This window comes from Rhodococcus baikonurensis, from assembly GCF_040489275.1.
GTDB lineage: Bacteria > Actinomycetota > Actinomycetes > Mycobacteriales > Mycobacteriaceae > Rhodococcus_F > Rhodococcus_F baikonurensis.
Genome location: NZ_JBEUOQ010000002.1, coordinates 700,233 through 720,826, shown reverse-complemented (window position 1 = coordinate 720,826; position 20,594 = coordinate 700,233). Strand labels below are relative to the sequence as shown.

At 63.3% G+C, this 20,594-nt stretch carries 13 protein-coding genes; 5 read left to right on the top strand and 8 right to left on the bottom strand.

What is annotated here, in order from left to right:
• Nucleotides 1-587 precede the first annotated feature (587 nt).
• Nucleotides 588-998, top strand: coding sequence for a VOC family protein (locus ABWI03_RS07560; RefSeq protein WP_003945103.1), 411 nt, complete (start codon nucleotides 588-590; stop codon nucleotides 996-998).
• Between the two features lie 71 nt (nucleotides 999-1,069).
• Here the strand turns inward: ABWI03_RS07560 and ABWI03_RS07555 are convergent, their stop codons facing one another.
• Complete coding sequence (locus ABWI03_RS07555) at nucleotides 1,070-2,044, bottom strand: sigma-70 family RNA polymerase sigma factor (RefSeq protein WP_166813173.1); 975 nt, start codon at nucleotides 2,042-2,044, stop codon at nucleotides 1,070-1,072.
• A 53-nt stretch (nucleotides 2,045-2,097) separates the two neighbouring features.
• Entirely contained in the window at nucleotides 2,098-2,829 is a 732-nt protein-coding gene (locus ABWI03_RS07550) for a GNAT family N-acetyltransferase (protein ID WP_298775367.1), read from the bottom strand.
• A gap of 216 nt (nucleotides 2,830-3,045) precedes the next feature.
• Here ABWI03_RS07550 and ABWI03_RS07545 point away from each other — a divergent pair, with 216 nt between their 5' ends.
• Together ABWI03_RS07545 and ABWI03_RS07540 are read left to right on the top strand one after the other, a co-directional pair.
• Complete coding sequence (locus ABWI03_RS07545; RefSeq protein WP_298775365.1) at nucleotides 3,046-3,816, top strand: hypothetical protein; 771 nt, start codon at nucleotides 3,046-3,048, stop codon at nucleotides 3,814-3,816.
• A gap of 509 nt (nucleotides 3,817-4,325) precedes the next feature.
• A complete protein-coding gene (locus ABWI03_RS07540) occupies nucleotides 4,326-9,809 on the top strand; it encodes an ATP-binding protein (RefSeq protein WP_298775395.1) in 5,484 nt (1,827 codons plus the stop codon).
• A 68-nt stretch (nucleotides 9,810-9,877) separates the two neighbouring features.
• On the opposite strand, the gene ABWI03_RS07535 is transcribed toward ABWI03_RS07540, so the two are convergent.
• The 3 genes from ABWI03_RS07535 to ABWI03_RS07525 are packed head-to-tail and all read right to left on the bottom strand — an operon-like array spanning nucleotide 9,878 to nucleotide 14,699.
• Nucleotides 9,878-10,159: a hypothetical protein gene (locus tag ABWI03_RS07535; RefSeq protein ID WP_095972850.1), complete on the bottom strand. Its 282-nt coding sequence runs from the start codon at nucleotides 10,157-10,159 to the stop codon at nucleotides 9,878-9,880.
• 11 nt (nucleotides 10,160-10,170) lie between these two features.
• Nucleotides 10,171-14,274, bottom strand: coding sequence for a cation-translocating P-type ATPase (locus ABWI03_RS07530; RefSeq protein ID WP_298775362.1), 4,104 nt, complete (start codon nucleotides 14,272-14,274; stop codon nucleotides 10,171-10,173).
• Complete coding sequence (locus ABWI03_RS07525) at nucleotides 14,274-14,699, bottom strand: hypothetical protein (protein WP_298775360.1); 426 nt, start codon at nucleotides 14,697-14,699, stop codon at nucleotides 14,274-14,276. The genes ABWI03_RS07530 and ABWI03_RS07525 overlap by 1 nt, the downstream gene beginning before the upstream one ends.
• A gap of 183 nt (nucleotides 14,700-14,882) precedes the next feature.
• Here ABWI03_RS07525 and ABWI03_RS07520 point away from each other — a divergent pair, with 183 nt between their 5' ends.
• Nucleotides 14,883-15,830 carry an aldo/keto reductase gene (locus ABWI03_RS07520; protein ID WP_095972853.1) on the top strand — a complete coding sequence of 316 codons (948 nt, stop codon included), beginning with the start codon at nucleotides 14,883-14,885 and terminating at the stop codon, nucleotides 15,828-15,830.
• A 2-nt stretch (nucleotides 15,831-15,832) separates the two neighbouring features.
• Here the strand turns inward: ABWI03_RS07520 and ABWI03_RS07515 are convergent, their stop codons facing one another.
• Nucleotides 15,833-16,603, bottom strand: a complete 771-nt coding sequence (locus ABWI03_RS07515; protein ID WP_095972854.1) for a hypothetical protein — start codon at nucleotides 16,601-16,603, stop codon at nucleotides 15,833-15,835.
• Between the two features lie 136 nt (nucleotides 16,604-16,739).
• Nucleotides 16,740-17,951 (bottom strand): hypothetical protein, encoded by a 1,212-nt coding sequence (locus ABWI03_RS07510; RefSeq protein ID WP_095972855.1) that lies wholly within the window; start codon nucleotides 17,949-17,951, stop codon nucleotides 16,740-16,742.
• A 104-nt stretch (nucleotides 17,952-18,055) separates the two neighbouring features.
• On the opposite strand from ABWI03_RS07510, the gene ABWI03_RS07505 reads away from it, so the two are divergent.
• The gene (locus ABWI03_RS07505; RefSeq protein WP_298775356.1) at nucleotides 18,056-19,402 is read left to right on the top strand and encodes a DUF5691 domain-containing protein; all 1,347 of its coding nucleotides are present in this window, start codon (nucleotides 18,056-18,058) and stop codon (nucleotides 19,400-19,402) included.
• A 57-nt stretch (nucleotides 19,403-19,459) separates the two neighbouring features.
• On the opposite strand, the gene ABWI03_RS07500 is transcribed toward ABWI03_RS07505, so the two are convergent.
• On the bottom strand, nucleotides 19,460-20,590 hold the full coding sequence (locus ABWI03_RS07500) for an acyl-CoA dehydrogenase family protein (RefSeq protein WP_298775353.1): 1,131 nt from the start codon (nucleotides 20,588-20,590) through the stop codon (nucleotides 19,460-19,462).
• Between the last annotated feature and the right edge of the window lie 4 nt (nucleotides 20,591-20,594).

Genomic DNA, 20,594 nt, shown 5'->3' with positions numbered 1-20,594 from the left:
TCAAATCACTAGCAAAAAAACTCAACTAGCAAAAAATGTGTCGGCAACCATTCAGACGGAAGAATGAACAATCACCGACGAAAAATACTCACACCCCGAACATCAGAACCGAAACCCGAAGGCCCGGAACATCATCCGACATGTGAAGTACCAAATTAATTTTGGCACTGACATTCATCGACACACTGTTGAGTTCTCAAAGAACACGCGCACACCATCACCACGACCCTATGGCCGCTGCTCCGGGGCAACTTTTCCAGCCTATCCCAACCAAGTCACCGGCGCAAACCGGAACCCCGTGAAGAAAAACTGGATTGTGTTCGCCAGGCACTTCGTACAACCTCGTGTCACTCACCCTCGCAGGTGGGAGTCGGTGTCCGTGTCGCTCTGACCTGGACAAAGTTACGCGAAGATCAACACAACACCAAATCGCCAGGTCAGAGCGCTGACGCGGGTTAACAGCCGATACTTTTCTCGAATTTTTGCTTCTCGCGATGACTTTCTGCGCCCACTGCGGTCTGTATGAGCAGGAACCAACAGGAACCGAAGCGTTCAGTAATCAGTCAACCGACTTCAAGGAGCCACCCATGTCTCGTCTTCTCTTCGTCAACATGCCGGTCAAGGACGTCGCCGCTACCCGGGCATTTTTCAGCGGGCTCGGCTTCGAGTTCAACGACATGTTCAGTGACGAGAACACCGTCTCGATGATCGTCAGTGATTCCGCCACCGTCATGTTCCTGAACGAACCGCGATTCGGGGACTTCATCGCCGACGACATCTGTGACACGTCGAAAGCTCGTGAAGCACTGATGTGTGTGTCGGCCGACAGCAGGGAGGAAGTCGACACTTTTGTCGATGCGGCGATTGCTGCCGGCGGTAGCAAGTGGATGGAGCCCCAGGACCACGGCTTCATGTACGGACGCGCATTCCGCGACCTCGACAATCACGTCTGGGAGGTCATGTGGATGGACCCGGCTGCGACTGTTCCTCAGCAGTAACGCAGAGCAACAGCAGTAACGAGTAGCTGCGCGGGTCCTCCGTACCGGAGGGCTCGCGCAACTCCCTTCCCCTACAGCTCTGCAGGCAATCCGAACCGCGCGAACAGACTCAGATCGAAGAAACACGTCACGTGCGAGATCCCGGACTCGGTCACATCGAGAACGTGCAACTGGAAAGCACGGTGAACCCCATCGGGCTCGCGCATGTAGAGGCCGAACGCCGGCTGGCCGTTGGCGGCGGTCGGAAGTAGACGCATCGCTCCTGGTCCGTCGGCCGGGCATTTGGTTCCGATGAGCTGCCCGATCGCCTCGGGTCCCTGGTACCAACCCTCGAACGGAGGCATCTCCCAGATGGCTTCACGCGTGAACAGCTCAACGATGGCCTCGACGTCGTAGCTCTCGAAGCTGTGCACGTAGTCGCGAAGCAAATTCCGGGCAGCCTCGGTAGTCGGTTCCACGAGATCGTCCTCAGTGGGCCCGATGTGATTGATCTGCGCGCGAGCCCGCTGCAGCAGGCTGTTAACCGCAGTGGTTGTGGTGTCGAGGGCCTCCGCAACTTCCGATGCCTTCCACTGCAGAACGTCGCGCAGGACGAGAACCGCACGTTGGCGCGCGGACAAGTGCTGCAAAGCGGCAACAAGCGCGAGCCTGACCGAATCGCGATTGACGACCATTACGGCGGGATCATTGACGTCGCCCAACGCAGAATCCGCGATCGGTTCCAACCAGGCAATCTCGTTGCGCTCGATCAAATCGTCGGCCGGGTCCGAACTAGGTGCGCCGAGGCCGGTCGGGAGTGGACGCCTCGATCTCCCCTCCAGCGCGGTCAGGCAGGTATTCGTCGCGATGCGGTAGAGCCAGGTCCTGAGCGACGACTGGCCTTTGTAGCCGTCGAACCCGCGCCAAGCCCGGATGAACGTCTCCTGGACCTGGTCTTCGGCGTCGTGAATCGACCCCATCATGCGATAGCAGTGCGCCAGCAACTCGCGGCGGTACGGATCGGCAAGAGTGAGGAAATCACTGTCCAACGCCTGATCGACTGTCATTTGTTCAGACTAGTGGCCGAGAGCCCGAAACACAGGCGTCGGCGAGAATTTGATCAGGCAGGCGCCTGCACCGCAGTCAACCTGGATCTCTTCCGGAGAACGAACCCCAGTGATTCGTAGAGTCTGATCGCATTCGTATTCGATTGCACTGCATGGAGAAACGGCAGCTCGCCGCGCTCGCGAATCCCGGCAGCGACGGCACGGATCAGCGTCGTACCCAGGCCTCGACCCCGAAAGTCGCTGTCAGTGCACACCGCACTGATTTCCGTCCATCCCGGAGGGTGCAGCCGCTCCCCCGCCATGGCGACAAGTCTTCCGTCGACGCGAACGCCGTAGTAGCTGCCCATCTCGACGGTACGAGGAAGAAAGGGTCCGGGCTTGGTGCGCTCGATCAATGCCAGAATTTCGGGAACGTTACCCGTCCCGAGAAGTTCGACCGACGGATCAACGGAGACTTCGAGTGCGGACCCATCCATCTGGACCGAGCCGAACTGATCCACAACGCGCCACCCTTCCGGCGGGTGATGATCAAATCCTCGTAAACCTACCGTGCCGCCTGGACCTACGAGTGTGAGTAGGTTCTCCCAGTCTTCGGCGTCCAACTCGGGCGGATGACCGACAAACGGAGCGACTGTCGGGTCGTATCGCGCAACTCTCCCTGCCCAGCGAGCGAATTGCGCATGATGTCCGCGAAGTCCTTGTCGCACAGGGTCGTCCAGTGGATGAGTATCGACATCCGTGTCAACGGTCTCGACAAACGACGCCAGGGTCGCCTCCGTGGTCATCGAACCTCTTCCTACCCATGTCTGCCAGTGATGAAAGCGAACGAAACTCCCCGTCCACCTCGACTACAACGCTAAGAACACTTGCTGTCGTAGTCTCCGGATAGAATCAAGATGATTCTGACCTCGGCCCGTATTTCCGGCGTCAATCAGGACTCGATTGCAGATCCGCACCAGGACATTCGTCGCGACGCCTCACCAACCGGAAGGCTATTTGGCATGAGCAACTCCGACCCGATCAGATCTGCATTCGAACAGTTACCCCTGAAGGAGATGGACGCTGCGACGCTGGTCTTCGCCATCGAGAGCGCCGTCGACGAGCTGGCGATCCCGGGTGAAACCCTGCGGCTCGCCATGGAGGTCGCGACCCTCGCGCATCTCGATCAGCTCAGAAAGAACGGGATCAAATCCAACGAGGATCCCTACATCGTTCATCCCCTTCGAAATGTGTTGCGGCTGCTTCGGTACGGATGCTCCGACGTCGAGATCCTGAGCGCAACCGCGCTGCACGACACGGTCGAGGACCGACCACACGCCGTCATCGCGCTCCTCGGCGGCCAGACTGCGGACGACATGTCCGCATCCGAGGCGCAAGAACGTGCGTCAACACTTATCGCCTCGCACTTCAGCCACAGAATCTCCGAACTTGTTGAGGCAGTGACCAATCCAATCGACTACCCGCACGACAACACCACCGGCTACCAGGATCACGTCATCCGCGCGATCGAGGATCCCGCGGTGTTCCTCGTGAAGTTCAGCGACTTCGTCGACAACGCGGGAAGCGTGAAGTACCTGAACGAGACCGACAGACTGAGACTGGTCACGAAATACGAACCCCTTGTGGAGCACTTCAAGCGGACTTCCCTTACTCTCGGCAACGCATTGCAGCTCCCTTCCGGAGGACTCGACGCGATCGCACAGCACATCGCGACCATCGAAGGCGATTTCTCGAATACGGTCCGACAGGACGTAAAAAATACTCGCCAGTAGTACCGATCAGTAATAATCGAGCAATCGTGAGAATTCTCCGAATACGCGATTTTGTTACCAGTGAGTATTCACTTCCTTGCCGATTTCATTACCATCGTGATCCGTATCACAGAGCCCAATCCTCTTGGGCCACAATGATTTAACGCCATAGGTGTAACCGTGGTTCACGTTGACTAATATTCTTCAATTCGCCCAGGTGACATGAGCGTCGACATACTGCATTCTTAGATAAACCAGGGATTCCCTGGAAGCAGACACAATATGTTGCTGATTCGTGATTGGAGCGGTTCTGAGTCCACGCCTGCAGGGTGGCACACAAGGCACGCCGTGCCTGAGCGCAGGGGACTCTACGAACCGGATGGGCAATCACTTGCCGACGCGCAACCGTGGGGAAACACAGCGCATCGCGGCGTAGTTCACGAACCAGGTAATCCGGGTATGTGGGACACGGTCGGCTCATATCGCAACGTACGTGACGAAGAATCTCATCAAGGACGGTGGCAGTGACAATGTTCAAACGAATCGCAGTGGTCAATCGAGGTGAGGCCGCGGTCCGGCTGATCAGGGCTGTACGCGAACTGAACGCCGAACACGACTACGGCATTCGCGTCATTGCACTGCACACAGAGGCCGAGCGCCGCGCCATGTTCGTCCGCCAGGCCGACGAGGGCGTGACCCTGCGCAGCACCGGCACCGGTAGCCCGTACCTCGACTACGCCGAACTCGAGCGAGCACTCCTCGCAGCCAAGGCCGACGCAGTCTGGGTCGGCTGGGGCTTCGTGGCCGAGGATCCCGCCTTCGCGGAGATCGTCGCGAAACTGGGCATCACGTTCATCGGCCCGAGCGCCGACGCGATGCGCCTGCTCGGCGACAAGGTTGCCGCCAAGATCCTGGCCGAGAAGGTCGGCGTACCTGTCGCTCCGTGGAGCGGCGGACCTGTCGAAACGCGCGCCGACGCTCGTCGTCATGCTCAGTCCATCGGATATCCCCTGATCATCAAGGCCCGAAGCGGCGGCGGCGGACGCGGTATCCGCAAGGTCTGGGCCGAAGACGAACTCGAAGTTGCACTCGAGCGCACGCAGGGCGAAGCAGAGCGGTCCTTCGGCGACCCCGTCGTCTTCCTCGAACGCCTCGTCACCGATGCACGCCACGTCGAGGTACAGGTCATCGCCGACAACCACGGCAATGTCTGGGCTCCGGGCGTTCGCGACTGCTCGATTCAGCGTCGCAACCAGAAGGTCATCGAAGAATCCGCCTCTCCCGTGCTGACCGAAGAACAGTCGGACCACCTCAAGAAGGTGTCCGCCGAACTGGTCAAGGCAGCCGGGTACCAGGGCGCAGGCACGGTCGAATACCTCTACCAGCCCGAGAACAAGCTGTTCACGTTCCTCGAGGTCAACACCCGTCTGCAGGTCGAGCACCCGATCACCGAGGTCACCACCGGAATCGACCTCGTCAAGCTGCAGATCCTCGTCGCCAGCGGTGACGAATTGGTCGGCGACTGCCCGCCCGCGTTCGGCCATGCCGTCGAGGCTCGTCTCAACGCGGAGGACGCCGACAACGATTTCGCGCCGGCGCCCGGCACCGTTCAGCTCCTGAAGTTTCCGCTCGGCTCGGGCATCCGCGTCGACACCGGCATCGCCGCGGGCGACGTCATTCCGCCCGACTACGACTCGATGGTCGCGAAGGTCATCGCGTGGGGCCGCAACCGCTCCGAGGCACTCGCGCGTCTGCGTACCGCCCTCCGTGAAACCACTGTCGTACTCGACGGCGGCACCACCACCAAGTCGTTCCTCCTCGATCTACTCGATCGCGACGAGGTCGTCTCGGCATCCGCGGACACCGGTTGGCTCGACCGCACGGGCGCTCTCACCGGCACCACTCGCCGCGCGGACGTCGCACTGATCGCCACCGCCATCGATGCTTACGACGCCGAGGAGTCCCTCGAGCGTGCGGCCTTCCTCGCCTCGGCACGTGGCGGCCGTCCCCGCGCCAATCACGCGATCGGCCGTACCGTCGAGCTCAACTATCAAGGTCAGGCATACAAGCTGACCGTCGGGCGTATCGGCCCGCACCGCTACCGCGTCGACGGAGACGCCGGCGACATCGAGGTCGACGTCGATCGTCTCGGTGACTTCGAGTCGCGTCTGGTGATCGGTGATCGGCGCTTCCACGTCGTTTCCGTCGTGAGCCCGGCGCGCTATCTCGTCGAGGTCGACGGCATCAGCCACCAGATCAGCCAGGACGACGCCGGCGTGGTCCGTGCGCCCGCTCCCGCCGTCGTCGTCGCAGTACCGGTCGCGGTCGGCGACGACGTCGAAGCCGGCTCCACCCTGGTCGTGCTGGAATCCATGAAAATGGAGACTGCGGTTCGCGCTCCGTACGCGGGCAAGGTGCGTGAGGTCCTCGCTACCGTCAACTCCCAGGTCGATGCCGGCGCACCGCTCCTGCGCGTCGACCAGATCAGCGACGAAGCCGTCACTGAAAAGGCTCCGCGCGTCGAATTCGATCTTCCGGCAGCAACTTCCGGTTCCGACACCCGTGGCGACGCGCTGGCGCAGCTCGAAGCGTTGACCGCGATGATCAGCGGCTACGACGTCAGCGGCAAGCACGCGAACGCAGTCCTCGCCGAGTACGACGCACTTCGTAGCGCGCTCGAGTCCGAGGACCGCGAACTGGTACAGGCCGAACTTGCAGTGCTGACCACCTTCGCCGACATCTGCGAACTCTCGCGCAACAAGCCCACCTCGGGTGAGTCGGCGAAGGACGAATCCGTCCACAGCCCTCGCGAGCACTTCCACACCTTCCTGCACTCACTCGACTCCGAGCGCGAAGGTTTGCCGGCGTCGTTCCGCACGAGACTCGAACGGGCACTTCGCCACTACGACGTCACCGATATGGACGATCGCCAGGCCGTCGAGGAAGCGGTGTACCGACTCTTCCTGGCACTGCAGCGCATGGAAGCCCAGATCCCGGTCATTGCAGCACTTCTCGAAGGCTGGCTGGTCGGCGACAAGGCCCCCGGTTGCTCGGCTCAGGAGCTCAACGAGGTCCTCGATCGACTCATCGTCGCGACGCAGGTCCGCTACCCCGTCATCGGCGACGTAGCCCGTAACCTTCGCTTCCGGTTCTTCGACGAGCCGCGCATCCGCAAGGTTCGCGAAGACGTCTACGACGGAGTACGCGGCAACCTCGCCTACCTCGAAGAACAGCCGGACGCTGCCGATTTCGACGAGCGGATCGCCAACCTCGTCGCCACTCCCGAGCCTCTCCTGGACCTGTTGGGTCGAAAGATCGGCCTCGGCAACCGCGATGGCGGCCCTCTGCTCGAGGTCATCACGCGTCGCTACTACAAGATTCACTCCTTCGAAGACGTCCGCGTTTTCGAGCACGTCGACCGCCGTTTCGTGACCGGCAACTTCGACCTCAAGGGCGACGGGCTGCATCTGGTCTCGACGGTGGCCGAATTCGACGCTCTCGGAACGGCTCTCGACGATGTCGCCACGATCGCGCAGGATGCTCCGTCGGGCCGTGGCCTGGTAGTCGACATCTACCTCGACTGGCCGAATCAGCCCGCTGACGGCGACGCTCTCGTCGAGACGCTGCGCACCGAACTCTCCCGCAACGAGGCGATCACCCGATCACGACGCGCGACGGTGATCATCTGCAACCCCAACGGGGATCCGGTCAGGTGGGTCACCTTCCGCCCGGTCGACGGCGAACTGGTCGAGGATCACATCATCCGCGACATGCACCCGCTCACGGGTCAGCGACTGGACATGTGGCGCCTGAAGAACTTCAACGGAAAGCGTCTGCCGGCTCCGGAGAACACCTACCTGTTCCACCTCTCCGCCAAGGAGAACCCGAAGGACGAGCGCCTGATCGCCCTCGCGGAAATCCGTGACGTGACACCGCAACTGGACGACGAAGGTCAGATGGTTGCACTCCCGGCCATCGAGCGCACGCTCGCTGCCTGCCTCGACGGCATCCGCCGTGCGCAGAGCCAGCGCGGCGACAAGCGTCGACTGGCAGCCAACCGCGTCGTGCTCTACGTGTGGCCGGTCGCAGACGTTCCCAGCGAACGCTTCTCCGTGATCGCTCAGAACGCAGCCCGACTGACCGTCGGCGCCGGGCTCGAAGAGATCACGCTCATCACCCGCTTGAAGGACCGAAAGGGTGGCGCCCCCAAGGAAGTTGCGCTGCGCTTCTCCTATCGCGCAGGTGCCGGTGTGGTCATCAACAAGACAAGCCCGCCCACCGAACCGCTGCTCCCCCTCGACGCCTACGCGCAGAAGGTCCAGAGTTCGCGGGCACGCGGCACCGTGTACCCGTACGAGCTGATTCCGCTCCTGACCGGTACCAAGGGCACTTTCGTCGAACACGACTTCGACGAAGCGGGCGTCCTCTCGCCCGTCGAGCGTCCGTACGGACTCAACAAGGCCGGCATCGTCGTCGGCCTCGTGAACACTCCGACGCCGCGTTATCCCGAGGGAATGACTCGTGTCGCGCTCTTCGGTGACCCCACCAAGGCGCTCGGCACCGTGGCCGAGGCCGAATGCTCACGCGTGGTCGCTGCCATCGACCTGGCCGAGAAGTTGAACGCTCCGGTCGAGTGGTTCGCACTGTCCTCGGGTGCCACCATCTCGATGGAGAGTGGCACCGAAAACATGGACTGGGTCTCCCGCGGCCTGCGCCGGATCATCACCTTCACCCAGAACGGCGGCGAGATCAACATCGTCGTCACGGGCATCAACGTCGGCGCTCAGCCCTACTGGAACGCCGAAGCCACCATGTTGATGCACACCAAGGGCATTCTGGTGATGACCCCGGACAGCGCGATGGTGCTGACCGGCAAGCAGTCTCTCGACTACTCCGGCGGTGTGTCGGCCGAGGACAACTTCGGTATCGGTGGTTACGACCGCGTCATGGGCCCCAACGGCCAGGCGCAGTACTGGGCCCCCGACCTCACTGCGGCGTGCGAGATCCTGTTCCGCCACTACGCACACTCGTATCTCGCTCCCGGCGAACGGTTCCCGCGTCGCGCAGCGACCACGGACCCCGTCGATCGTGACGTGCGCAGCTTCCCGCACACCCACCCGTCGAGCGACTTCGAGACGGTCGGCGACATCTTCTCCTCGGCGAAGAACCCGGATCGCAAGAAGCCCTTCGACATTCGCACCGTGATGCGGTCGGTGGTCGACCAGGACCACTCGGTTCTCGAGCGTTGGGCCGACATGGCCGGCGCCGACACCTCGGTCGTTCTGGACGCGCACCTCGCCGGACATCCGGTCACAGTGGTGGGCATCGAATCCCGCGCGATCCCGCGTAAGGGTCACTTCCCCGCGGACGGTCCCGACACCTGGACGTCGGGAACGCTGTTCCCGAACTCGTCGAAGAAGACTGCCCGCGCGATCAATGCTGCGAGCGGCAACCGTCCGATCGTGGTGCTGGCCAACCTCTCCGGCTTCGACGGTTCCCCGGAGTCGCTGCGTAACATCCAGCTCGAGTACGGCGCCGAAATCGGCCGCGCCATCGTCAACTTCGACGGACCGATCGTGTTCTGCGTCGTTTCCCGCTACCACGGCGGCGCGTTCGTCGTGTTCTCCGGTGCGCTCAACGACAACATGGAAGTTCTTGCTGTCGAAGGTTCGTTCGCCTCGGTACTCGGCGGCGCCCCCGCCGCCGCAGTGGTCTTCACCCGTGAGGTGAACACCCGCACCAACAACGATCCGAAGGTGCAGCAACTGGAGGCAGACTTGGCAGCAGCCAAGGACGACACGGAGAAAGCACATCTGCGCGTAGAACTGAACGCTCAGCGCATCGCCGTCCGCTCCGACAAGCTCGGCGAAGTGGCATCCGAATTCGAAGCGATCCACAACATCCAGCGGGCCCGAGAGGTCGGCTCGGTGGATGAGATCGTCCCTGCCGCAGAACTGCGTCCGCAGATCATCGCAGCAGTCGAACGCGGCATGAAGCGCGCACTCGCGCAGTAAGTTTCTCCGCACGTCGAGCGGCCCCGCGAATTGCGGGGTCGCTCGATTTGTATCCGGCAGCGCTGGCGTCAGACGCCCTCTAGCGCCTCTCCGATCTCTTCGAGGACATGATTGTGCTGCTCTGTTGCGAGCAGATGCCCCGCCGCGATGGTGACTGCCACGGGCCACTCGATGATCTCGAAGGCGACCATCAGTCCCATCACCGCAAAATAGGCGATCTGTTCAGGGGGCGGAACCGGAATGGAACCGACGATCGGTAGCTCCAACTCGAAGCTCCGAGCCGAACGGACGGATTCCACTACGGCGCGGTGATCGACGGGGTTCGTGCGGTCGACGGTGTTCTGGGACATGTCACGATTCCTCAGGATTCATCTCGGGTCGCCCGGGAGTTCGGCGACGTGTCACTTCCAGCAGCGACGCTCACAAGCGTGTCCGATTCACCGGTTCCCGCTTCTTTGATTTCCGCTTCGCTGATTTCCACGCTGTCGCGAGCGCTGACTCCCCCGATTCGGGAGGTGTACGCCGTGCTGGTTCGCGTCGGGGTCTTGCGAATCGTCGACTGACCTTCCGTGTTTTCCTCAGGTCCGGCGATCCGCTCCAACACCCGCGGGGCGAGCGCCGCCAGCAGCGTCGCCGCCGACGAACAGCCCACTGCTTGGCCCCACGCGATCGGACCGAGCGGCGTACAACCGAGAAATTGGCTCACCACCGGTGTGCTGACGAGGGTCGCCAGCGCCGCAGCGGATCCGGCAACGGTGGCGACCACCAGCGGACTACGCGATTCGAGCAGCGTCTGCCCCAATTGAGCACCAACCAGGGCAACCAACGCCACCGTCGACGCTCGCCGCCTCCTGCCGCTCGTCCGGGCCAGAAGCCACGCAGCCAGCGCACCGATTGCCGTGGCACAGCCGCGGACAGCGATTGTCTGCCACAACGCATGAGTGTCCATCTGTTCGGACTTGTCGGATCCGTTCTCGGACGGGGTGCTCACCGCGAGCGCAGCAGCAGGCAAGGCGTCGGTCATCAGATTGACCAGCAGCAACTGCCTTGCGTTGAGCGGTGATTCGCCGGACAACGCAGAACCGATCAAAGCAAACGCGACTTCACCAGCGTTGCCTCCTAGCAAAACCCCCACCGCTGATCTGACCCGCCGCCACAATTGACTGCCCTCGTCCAATGCGTCGGTCAATCCGCCGACGTGGCCGTCGAGGAGCACGATGTCTGCCGCACCGCGCGCCGGATCGCTGTCGGTCGACGCCACCCCGATTCCCACGCTGGACACTCGGATCGCCGCAGCATCGTTCGCGCCGTCACCGACCATGGCGCAGACCCGCCCGTCGGTCTCCAACGCTTGCACGATCTCGACCTTCTGCTCGGGCGTCACGCGTGCGAAGACACTGCTGCCGCGGACCGCGTCCCGTCGTTCGGCGCGAGAGAAGTTTTCCCAGTCCGGACCGGTGACAACATCCTCGCGGGCGACGTCCAACCCCAGTTCGGCGGCGACCGCGGCCGCAGTGGTCGGATGATCGCCGGTCAGCACGCGTACTTGGTGCCCGCTGCCTTGAAGGTCTCGAACAAGTTGCGTCGATTCGGGTCTCAGCGTGTCCGCGAGTCCGAGAAGGCCGACCGCTTCCAATCCCTCGGAGCAACACCGTTCGAGAAACTCCGAGTCTTCGCGGGCGCGTCGCGCATCGTGTTCCGACAACTCTCGCTGGGCGACGGCAACCACCCGCAGTCCACGTCCGGCCATGCTCTGCACGTGCTTCGACGACACAGCATTCGGATCGAGTCCTGCTTCGGACACGAACTCCGGCGAACCTTTGAGTGCGATCCGCCTACCGAGCAAAGCCGCCGAGTACGGCCGCCCCGACCTGAACGGAACGAGATTGTCCGCCTCGACGTCACCGAACACCGAAGCATTGCCTAGAGCTTGCTCGGCTGCATCGACGACGGCGGCGTCCGTCGAATGAAATACCCGATCATCCCGGCGTCGCAGGGCACTGCGCGCTGCAACTTCCAAGATCTCACCTTCGTCCCAACCGTCGACGCGTTCGACCGCGGCCACGCGAAGCTTGTTCTCGCTGAGGGTTCCAGTCTTGTCGAAGCAGACCACGTCGACACGGCCGAGCGCTTCGATGGAACGTGGAGCACGAACCAGTACGCCTGCTGCAGTGAGCCTTCGAGCTGCTGCCTGCTGAGCCAGAGTGGCAACCAGAGGCAGCCCCTCCGGCACGGCAGCCACTGCCACGGCCACGCCGCCGGTGACTGCGCGGCGCAGACCGGTGCCACGAATCAGACCCGCCACTGTCACCAACGCTCCGCCGCCGATACTGGCCGGCAGGGTCGCCCTCGTGAGCTCGCGCAGTCTGTTGGACAGGCCAACGGCCGGCCCGGATCGGGACACGCCGGCATCAGCGCGCCTGGTTACCGTTCGGGCTCCGGTGGCCGTGACCACGCCACGGCCGGAGCCGGCAAGCACTGTTGTCCCTGCATAGACCATGCACCTTCGCTCGGCCAGTGGCATCCCCGGGGTCGGGTCGGTCTGCTTGTCGACGGGCAGAGACTCCCCCGTCAACGACGACTCGTCGACTTCCAGCGATTCGGCGCTCAACAGACGACAATCGGCGGACACGATGTCCCCGGACTCGAGGGCCACGACGTCACCGAGTTCCAACGCGTCGGCCGCTGTCTCGACCGTGCCGGCGTTCGTCACGCGCCGAGCTACCGGCTCCTGCATCTGCAACAGTCGCTGCACTGCGCGTTCCGAGTGCAGACGTTGAAAGGCGGACATCGCGGCATTACCGACCAAGACCGAACCGACCAGGATCGCATCTACTGGTGACCCGAGGACTGCACTGGCCGCAGAACCGGTTGCCAACACCGGCGTCAGTGGATCGGCCAATTCTGTTCGCAACGCCGACAATCCGTCACGGATCAACCTGAAGCGTGCGGGCGCCCGCACAGGGGCGTCAGCGCGCCGCGGCGTACGTCGGACGGATTCGGAGAGTTCGTGAAGGACAGCATCACCGTCCATCTCATGCCAGGTATCGCTCGGAGTACCGACTGGGACGGGAGCCTGAATCACAGATCGGGACAGGGTGTATCCCGTCCACAGTCCCGCTGCGGAACCAGCCGTGACGGGCCCCGGCCCAACCCCTCGAACTCCCGGAAGCATGATCAAGCCGCCCAATGCCGAAGAACCCGAAGATAGTTCGACCCCGCGCCTCGTCGCTGTCCGGGCGGCCCGGAACGCATGGACCACCCGCCACGCCCCGGCCAAGTCGGTGTGGATGTCAGCGCTCACGTGCTCGCCGCTCGGTGGCGCAATCCCGATACGCAGCACCGCCTGCCCCGCTATCGCCTTACTCGACACGACCGCAACTGTCCGGCCCTCGGCGACCAATGCCGAGAGAGCCTCGCGCAGGCCGGCTTCGGGAGTCGACCGCGCCGGATAGAGCTCGTCGAATCCACTTCGGAGTGATCCGAGCCCGTCGTCGTCGATCGTGACGGCTGCGACCCCGGCCGTGCGTATCTCGCCTATCAGTGTTTCCGCCAACTCTTTTCGCACCGGTCTCACGACGACGTCCGCGCCGCCGATGCGATGCCGTCCCGCCCCGACAGTTCCATCGTTCAGAGCTTTCCTGGCTCGTGTCCACACCGCGACGCGATCGGACTCGGCCACCCCTCGTATGTCGGACACCCGGAGCGCGTCGTCGAAGAGGACGCTCGGATCGACGAGAACGGTGTCGACACGATCGAGCATGCGTAGCGCTGCAGGATCCGAAACGGCTGCGTGGTGTGTCCGCCACAGACCGAATGACAAACCAGCAGCGAACGATTCGCGCGAGATCCGAAGTGGCCGCGGCGCCGAAACCTTGATGCTCGTCGCGACGGTGTCACCGCCGGCAGACACGGCCGCGAGTGCAGCCCCGGCGAGCAGTTGAACCCCAGCGATCCTGTCAGCGTAACGCTCCCCCGGACCACTCGGTTCATGCCTCACGGTTGAATGGCGAACTCCGGGTTCGAGTGAGCACCCGCGCCGAGCGGTGCGCACTGCCAAAGTTTCGCGCAGCAGCATCGTCCGCAATCCGAAGTCCACGCCAAGCGATGCAGGCGCATAGGTCACAACATCCGCGAACGACGTCGCCGACTCCAACGCGAAGTCGGTGAGCGAACGGCCGAGGCTCTGTTCGATTCGCCGACGCACGCGGGGTTGATAATTGATCGCCGACGCCGCCGCCGAGACATAGGTGGAACCAGGCATTCGCGGGGCACGAAGAATCGATCCCGCTGCTGCCGGAATCATCCCGACGCCCGCCAGCGCAAGGGCGCCGGTCCGCAGCGCCACGTCACTGACAGCGGTTCGCGGAATCGTCGAACCACCGACCAACGCGAGACCCGACAACACCAGGCGCGGCGGCAAAGTTGCCACCGACACCGCTCGCCGGGCCATCGCTGTGAACATCAGTGAGTGGATCGCGTGTGCGAAGAACTGTGAGTTCGATCCTGTGACCGACTGGCCGCCTTGTGGGAGTTTCCGCTCGATTCCTTCTTCGCCGGTTCCGTCTTGCTCGCGCGGCCAACCGCCTTGACCTCACGATCAGGCCGCCCGCTCTTGCGATCCCATTCGTGAAGTAGCAGGGCCGTGCCGCCGACTGCCACGACCACCGGCCATTCCACCAATCCCGCCGCACCGACGGCGGCCATCGTGAGAACGGCGGTCGGCGTCGAGGAACTACCCGCACGAAGTCCGTCTCGGACGCCCTCCGCCGTTCCGCGTATCCCGCCTGTCACTCCACCGATCACTCCACCACCGACGGCACCGGCCACCGTCGTCGTTGCGTCTGCCACACCACGAACCACGCGAGTGGCTTCGTCCACGATCATCATCGGACGCTCCTATCAGCAGTCCATCGAAGAATTCAGTATTTGAGGCCATACCCAACGCTGACGGCGGCAATCACGATCCGATACATTTTTCGGCGAACCTGGCGAGGGCGCGCCATCGCCAGCGCCGTGAGAGGGTACGGTGCGGGATGCAGCGACCACCTTCATCGACGGGAGTTCCACACAGTGGCGATCATCGGAAATTCGGACCTCGACATCTTCCGACTTAGCTTGGGCGGCAACCCTTTCGGATGGACCGCAGACGAGAAGACGTCCTTCGAGATCCTCGACTCGTTCGCCGAAGCCGGTGCAAACTTCATCGACACCTCCGACTCGTACACGGCGTCGGCTCCCGGCAATTCCGGTGGGGAATCCGAAACGATCATCGGGAAATGGATCACCGACCGAGGTCTGCAGAACGACATCGTCGTCGCCACCAAGGTGGGTAGCCATCCCGATTTCAAGGGCCTGAAGGCAGACAACATCGCAGCCGCGGCAGAGGCTTCGTTGCGGCGCCTGCAGACGGACTGCATCGATCTGTACTACGCACATTTCGACGACCCGCAGACTCCGCTCGAGGAAACTCTCGAAGCATTCAATGCGTTGGTCGTCGCGGGCAAGGTTCGCTACCTCGGAATCTCCAACTACAGCCCCGACCGAGTCCGGGAGTGGCTGCGGATCACCGAAGAGAACGGTTACGCCGCGCCCATCGCGCTGCAACCGCACTACAACCTGGTACACCGCAAGTCGTACGAACCCGAACTCGCGCAGATCGCCACCGACAACAACATCAGCGTCTTCCCGTACTTCGCTCTCGCTTCCGGCTTCCTCACCGGAAAGTACAAGACCCGCGCGGACATCGAAGGCAGCTCCCGCGAACGACTGACCGCCGGATACTTCAGCGACGCCGGACTCGACGTCGTCGCGGAGCTGGCAACAATCGCGCAGGCCCACGAGAGCGAGATCTCGACGGTTGCGCTGGCCTGGCTGCTGACTCGACCGGGCATCACGGCACCGATCGCGAGCGTCAGCCGGCCCGAGCAGCTCCCGGCGCTACTGGACGCCCCGAATCTCGTGCTGTCGTCGAATGAACTGGACACTCTCGAACGAGTGTCGGCGGCGGTCGGAGCCTGAGATCAGGCAGTTTTGAGATGAGCGCCGAGGGCCGTGTTGTTGATCGTCCAAAACGACCAGCCGTCATGGCTCTCGGTGTCGCCTGAGATGTGACCGGTGACGGCATTGGCGGCCGCCGTCGGATCGGGGAATCGGCGGCCTTCCATCGGTCCGCGCATGATCTCCACGACCTCGGTGGTTTCGTCGAAACGTCCGACCCAGCGGTAGCCATGGCAATCGGCCGTCATCTCGAGGCGATTGTCGACGACTTCGATCTCCTCGACACCGCTGGCGCGACGCTTCTTCGCGGCAACCGGCGACGTCTTGCGCTTGGTCGCAACCGGGGCCTCCACGTAAATGCTCGGATCCTTGACCGCGGCAAGGCCCAACGCATCCCAGCGATCGTGACCGTGCACCACGCGCCCACGCGGAATCGCGTGATGGCCGGTGCGATTACGTCCGGGGCTGTCCATGATCCACAGATCGACCTCGGCGCGGATGTCGTCGGCGACCTCGTTGGAGGGCAGCATGAAGAACTCGTGCGGATCGGCCGCCAGGTCGACGAACACCCAGAACTCGGAGCGGGTGTCGTCACTCTCGAGCGACTCGTCCTGACGCCTGGCCTGCCAGTCTCCGTCGAGCTTCGATCGCACTCGAACGATGCGGCTGATGCCGTCTGCGCCCGTCACCTCGACGGGGTTACGACGCGAGTGAGTGAGACGGACAGCCTTGCCCCCACGCTGCGTAGCTTCGGAAATGAACGCATTGATGCCGCGGCTTGCGGTGTCTTCCATGATCGACCTGTCTCGAGCGGGTACGCCCGCATCACCGGATCGGCATCGGGGTCGAGCATTGAACGAAATCCCGGCCTGTTCTTCGATCGTGTGGCCGGTCAGTACCTTCGACCTTACAGCGCAGACGACGGCCTGACTACGGCGCCCGACGCTCGTTCCCAGAGGTCAGCAGTGCAATGTCCCCGTAAAGCGCCGCCCGGTGAGCGAACATCAGCTCTTCCACGCCGTCGAATTGGTCCCCGACGTAGTGCGTGTTTGCAGCCGAAAGTTCACGTGAACCGGAGCGCGCAAGTAGGTCGTCGATCCGGCTGTCGAGGCTCGCCGCATGCGCAACCGCGCGCTGCGAACTCAGCTGATCCTCGGCCCGTGCGACCAGGTCACCGATCCGCGCGAGGGCCGCAACGCGCTCGACCAACTGGTCCCAGACCGCGCCGAGCGCTTCCCGGCGCGAAGCGATTCCGGCTCGGGTTCCCTCGTCGCGTGCCAGTGCAACCGCGTCGTCCAACTCCGCAAGAATCGAACGCAGCGCGACGGTGTCAACCGCGATCTGGGTGATCTCGTCGGCCAGATCGAGTTGGTTGCGTTGAATGACGAAGTGGTCGGAATGCCACGCGCTGGAACTCTCGATCCGGTCGAACAGATTCCCGGCAAGGTAGAGCAGGGCGTCGTACTCACCGGCGCGTCCTTCGGGTTCTGAATCGACGAGTCCGTCGAGGACCTCGGCGATGCGTCTTCCGGCATCGGCGATGACTCCGGTTCCCTGAACTTTCCCGAACTGGGCGGCAAGTTTGTCGAGCGCAGCATTTCCGCTACTGGCCACGACGCCGAGACCCACCGGCAGCTTGGCTGGGACCGGGGTGCGGGTGAGCCCGGCGAAAAGAGCCTCACGTTGCTCCACATCGAGATGCAGTCCGTCGCGGCGATCCTTGCGAATGGCACGGACGCTGCTCGCGAAGTGGCGATTGGAGTGCACGATCGCCGACCGCATCGACTGAACGCGCTTCTCGAGCGCCTGCACCCGCCGGTCGAGGACAACCTGAACCGGGCCGATACGGGTCGCGAGCAGCCGACGCCTGGTGCGGGCAAGTTCGTCGGTGAGATAACGCAACTCCGAGAAGCCGCCGATCTCCGGGAACGAACGTCCGATACTGCGACGGTTCGCCAGGATCGACCGAGTCGACTCGTCCGCATAACCACCGGCTATCAGCAGTGCGACGTCATCGGACAACTCCGGCCGGTTCGACTCGACGGTCCCCGCTGCACACCACTCCCTGACCCGAGTGGAGATGAGTGTTCGGCGTTCGGTCACCGACGCCACGACAAAGACGTCGTCAGTTCCGTCTGTCATCTCACGCCTCCTGGTGGTCGCCGGTTACCACTGTTCCAGAATCTGCCGACACGCGCCCGACCCCTGCGCCCGAGCACGACGCACCCCTGCCATACCGTAGGCGGGTGACCTCCCTGCGATCAGACGCGCACGCAGGTTACTCGCGCGCATCAGCGACTGCTTCAGCGGTTCAACCGCTGCTTCCCGACCTCGCCATCGAACAACTTCAGTCCTTGTTGCACGTTCGTTCCTGGACTCTCGCGGAATGGTTCGCACTGGCCGACCGACACGGATTCCTCGCGCCAGCGGCCAGTGTTCCGCTCTTCATGGAAGCCGCGATGAAGTATCCCGAGCACCGCGAGGCGCTCCTTCGCCTCGCCGGTCGACGGGGGCAGTACCTGGCGGAACAGAATCCGGACTGGGCCCAGCTCCGGCGGATCGGGTCCCGCCGGGACGAGCTGTGGCTCTCGCCCGATCCGGACGACCGAACCGCCTGGTTCGATTACATACGTACGGTCGACCCGGAGTTGGCGAGCGAAGAACTCGAGATCGCCTGGGACGACGAGCCCACGGCAAACCGCCTGCATTTCCTCGATCATCTCGACGTCGGACTGGGTGAACACGACTACACCCTCCTCGAACGCGCACTCGACGATCCAGCCGTGCGGGTCCGTGAGCGCGCCATTCAACTACTACGTCAACTCCCCCGATCACCGTTCGCCTCTCGCATGGTCACTCGGGCTCGGTCCTGGGTGCGGCTCGAGACGAAACCGTTGCGACCGCGCCTGGCCGTCCGTTTGCCCGGTTCACTCGACGACCTCGCATTTCGTGACGGCATCGAAGACGTCCACTACAAGAACAAGGGAATCCGGCGCTGGTGGCTGCGCCAAGTCGTGACTGCAACTCCGCTGACGCTGTGGGAATCGATGGCCGGTTCACCGCGCGACGCCCTCACTATCCCCATCGAGAAACAATGGCGTGACGTGATGATCGAATCATGGACTGCTGCAACCGTTCTCCAGAAGAACACAGCGTGGGCTTCGGCCTTCTTGGAGAGGGACGGGCGCACGACCGACCGGAGAATCGTCGCAATCGCCGACCCACGCGAGCGCGTCGAGTACATAGTCGCCGGACACGCGGACGAGTACCTTCTGGGAGTCGACGGCAGCGCACTCCTCGACGGCATCGACCGTCCATGGCCGCTGGCCGTCGCCGAAAAATTGTTGAATGCCTTGGAAAACGAGGCGTTGGAGCACGCCGCGACAGGCGAGGACCTGGGCATCCACTCGCGGCACAGCCACTTCTCCACCCTGCGCAGTGTGCAGGCTCGGTTCCCTTTCGAGGCGATACCACTGCTCCGCAGCGCCGCGTCCAGAACGAGCGACCCCGGCTGGCAACAAGCGTTCACCGACAGTGCGGTCAACATCGAGCAGCGTCGACTCCGCTTGGACGTCTTACGCTCTCACCGCTGAACGACGAAGGGTCGCACTCCGCGAACGGAATGCGACCCTTCTGTCGATCGTGAAAGATCAGACGACGCTGACCATCTCGTGATCAGCCACGCCGGCGGCCAACACCCGGAGATGGTCTTCGGTGCTGCCGAGGGTGTGCTCGATGGCGACGAGGCGACTCACGTAATGACCCACCGGGTATTCGGCGGTCATTCCGATACCACCGTGCATCTGGATGGCCTCTTGACCGATGAGCCGAGCCGAACGCCCGATCTGCAACTTCACCCGCGAAGCGATCACCGGATCCACGACTCCGTCGGCAAGGGACATCGTTGCGTACAGACTCATGCTGCGCGCCAACTCGAGCGAGACGTACAGATCGGCGGCACGATGCGTCAATGTCTGGAACTTTGCGAGCGGAACACCGAATTGCTTACGCGTCTTGAGGTATTCGGTGGTCAGACGCAGCGCCTCTTCCATTGCTCCGACAGCCTCGGCGCACAGAGCAGCCTGCTCACGGATCTGTGCGGCCTGGATCAGCGCGGAAGCGTCTCCGCCCTCACCGAGCGCTTCGGCCGGAGTATCGGTGAACTCGATCTGCGCCCCGCGCAAACCGTCGTGAGTGGCGTAGGACTTGCGTACCAAGCCGGAGGCATCACTCTTGACGAGGAACAGTCCGACGCCGCCATCCGGGAGCGCAGCGCTCACGACGAGGATGTCCGCCGTCGCGCCGTGGCCGACCGGATTCTTGATGCCGGTGACGGTCCAGCCGCCGTCGACCTGGGCCGCCGCGGTGGTCCGTTCGGTTGCCGGCCAACGGATTCCGGGTTCCTGATCGGCGAAGGCGAGGAACGTGGTGCCTTCGGCCACTCCGGGAAGAATCGACGAGCGCTGCTCTGCACTGCCGCCTTCGGCTATGAGCCCGCCCGGCGTCACCACCGCGTCGAGTAACGGTTCGGGTGCCAAGCGTCGACCGATCTCGGTCATGACCGCGCCGATTTCCACCGGGCCCGCGTCCATGCCGCCGTCGTCCTCGGAGAACGTCAGGCCAAGCAGGCCGACCTCGGCCAACTGCTTCCAGACCTGCGGGCTCCACCCTGGATCGGAGTCGATGATCGCGTTGCGCTTCTCGGCGTCGTAGCTACGCGCGAGGAGGTCCTTGGTGGTGTCGCGGAGAAGCTTCTGCTCGTCGTTCAGTTCGAAGTCCATGCCA